The organism is Methylobacterium sp. CCH5-D2 (genome assembly GCF_001556475.1).
GTDB classification, from domain to species: domain Bacteria; phylum Pseudomonadota; class Alphaproteobacteria; order Rhizobiales; family Beijerinckiaceae; genus Methylobacterium; species Methylobacterium hispanicum.
On the sequence record NZ_LSIX01000606.1, the window covers coordinates 1 to 2,495 of the forward strand.

The following is a 2,495-nucleotide window of genomic DNA, read 5'->3' on the forward strand; positions in this document are numbered from 1 at the left end:
CGGTGCGCACCGCGCACGGCCTGCCCGGTTCGCTGGCGCCGCTCGGCGCGGCGGCCGGTCTGCCGGCCCTGCCGAGCCTCCGGCTCTCTCTGCAGACACCGCGGGTCGGTGCCGGTCCCGCGGTCGAGCACGTGGCCGCGACGCTGCGCGAGACCTTCGCCGAACCGGGCCGCTGAGTGCTACTGCCCCTGCTTGGCGAATTCCGAGATCAGGCCGCGCAGGGTCTTGAGCCGGGCGTCGTAGAGGTCGCGCAGGCAGGCGGCGTCGGGCCCGCAGGCGCGGCGCTCCTTTAGCCACGCCTCCTGGTCCTCCTGCATCTTGGTGCGCCCGCCCATCGGCAGCACCTCCTTCAGGATCTCGAAGCGCGTCGCCATCTCGACATCGCGGTCGTTGAGCGGGAGGGTCTTGCAGATCGCCGTCTCGTCGGGCGTCTCGGCCTTGTCGCAAGGAAAGCTCGCGGCGGCGGCCGGGAGGGGACTCGCCAGCAAGGCGAGGAGCGGCAGGGTGCGGATCAGGTTGGACATGCGCGACAACGGGGAGGGCGCACGAAGGCTCCCGCCCCCCGCGGACAGATTTAGCGAGGCCCGGATCCCCCGATCACAGGATCCGGGCCGTTCTCATACCCTCACGACGCGATGAACTTCAGCCGGTGGTCGCGGTAGAGGTCGAGGATCGCGGCGGCCGTCTCCTCGATGGAGCGGCGGGTGACGTCGATGGTCGGCCAGCGGTTGCGGGTGAAGAGCCGGCGCGAGGCCGTGATCTCGTCGGCCACCGAGACCCGGTCCACGTAGGTGGTCGACTCGTCCGCCTGCAGGCTGAGGATCCGGTTCTGGCGGATCTGCACGATGCGCTCGGGGCTCGCGAACAGGCCGACGATCAGGGGGCGCTTCACCCGCTCCAGCTCCGGTGGCAGGGGCACGCCGGGGACGAGGGGCAGGTTCGTGGTCTTCAGGCCGCGGTTGGCGAGGTAGATCGAGGTCGGCGTCTTCGAGGTGCGGCTGACCCCGAGCAGGATCACGTCCGCCTCCTCGAGATCGTGCGGCAGGTTGCCGTCGTCGTGCGCCAGCGTGAAGTTCATCGCGTCGATGCGCTTGAAGTACTCCGCGTTCAGCATGTGCTGGGCGCCCGGCCGCGCGGCCACCGGCGCGCCGAGATAGGATTGCAGCAGCGCGTGCACCGGCTGCAGCACCGAGAGGCAGGGGGAGCCGCTCTCGCGGCAGGCGCCCTCCAGGCGCTCGCCGAGGTCGCCGCCGACCAGGGTGTAGAGCACGAGGCCCGGCGCCGCCTTGATCTCCGAGATCACCCGCTCGAGCTGCGAGCCGGAGCGCACCAGCGGGTAGACGTGCTCGATCGCCGAGACGCCCTCGTACTGGGCGGCGGCCGCCCGGCCGACGTTGATCAGGGTCTCGCCGGTGGAATCCGAGACGAGGTGGAGATGGAAGTAGCTGCGGCTCATCCGGTCGCCTCAGGGCCCGGCTGGGAGCTTCTCACGGAACGCCCGGCCGGCGGGGGTGCTATGAGAGGCTCTTATCCACCGGGAGCCGTCAGGGGAGTCGATAGATGTGGATAGGATGCCCCGGCGGCCGGGTCCAGCGCCGACCCTGTCCCGGCCATCGACTCCGCGCTCAACAGGCGTGCCGGCCGGCGGCCCGGAATCCGGGCGCGTGGGAGAATCCGGGACGCGGGCGCGCCTCTCGGGCGGTCGTCGCGTGCAAGGCCTTCTGGGGCCGAGCCTATCCCGGACATTAGAGCGAACCTGTTAAAGCCCTCTTAACGCCGTGGCGGCGGGGACGGCCTGTGGACACGGTTGCGGTCCCGCCATCCAGCCTCCAATAGAAAAAACAGAGTCCTAGAATCTCTCTTCTCTTAGATAGGGCCGGGATGGGGACGGAGCCGTCGCGCCCTTCCGGCAGACGGCCCGAGGGCCTTCGAGAGACGCCGCCCCTCGGGGAGCGAGAAGTTTTCGGAAAGACGGCGCCGGTTCGGGCGCCACGATCGGGGAGCGGAATGGCAGAGGCTCAAGGGACGAACCGCAAGCTCATGCGGGTGCTGTCGGGCGAGGCAGTCTCGCCCCCGCCCGCCTGGATGATGCGGCAGGCCGGGCGCTACCTGCCGGAGTACCGGGCGACGCGCGCCGAGGCCGGCTCCTTCCTCGACCTCTGCTACAGCCCCGATTTCGCCGTCGAGGTGACGCTGCAGCCGATCCGCCGCTTCGGCTTCGACGCGGCGATCCTGTTCTCGGACATCCTCGTGGTGCCGCACGCGCTCGGCCAGGACGTGCGCTTCGTGGAGGGGGAGGGCCCCCGCCTCGACCCGATGACCGGCCGGGCCGCGTTCGAGCGCCTGAAGCGGGCCGACGACCCTGCGGTGCTCGCCCATCTGGCGCCGGTCTTCGAGACGGTCGGGCGCCTGCGGGCGGAACTGCCGGCCGAGACCACGCTGCTGGGCTTCTGCGGCGCGCCCTGGACGGTGGCGAGCTACATGATCGGCGGGCG

Annotated in this window: 3 protein-coding genes; 1 reads left to right on the plus strand and 2 read right to left on the minus strand. The window is 70.8% G+C overall.

Going from position 1 to position 2,495, the window contains the following annotated elements; all coding sequences use genetic code 11:
- Nucleotides 1-179 precede the first annotated feature (179 nt).
- Nucleotides 180-524 carry a lysozyme inhibitor LprI family protein gene (locus tag AX737_RS15555; RefSeq protein WP_066922764.1) on the minus strand — a complete coding sequence of 115 codons (345 nt, stop codon included), beginning with the start codon at nucleotides 522-524 and terminating at the stop codon, nucleotides 180-182.
- Between the two features lie 101 nt (nucleotides 525-625).
- The gene (locus AX737_RS15560) at nucleotides 626-1,456 is read right to left on the minus strand and encodes a pyruvate, water dikinase regulatory protein (protein ID WP_066922766.1); all 831 of its coding nucleotides are present in this window, start codon (nucleotides 1,454-1,456) and stop codon (nucleotides 626-628) included.
- Between the two features lie 551 nt (nucleotides 1,457-2,007).
- Here AX737_RS15560 and AX737_RS15565 point away from each other — a divergent pair.
- A partial coding sequence (locus tag AX737_RS15565) for a uroporphyrinogen decarboxylase family protein (protein ID WP_280949081.1) occupies nucleotides 2,008-2,495 on the plus strand: 488 nt, incomplete at its 3' end.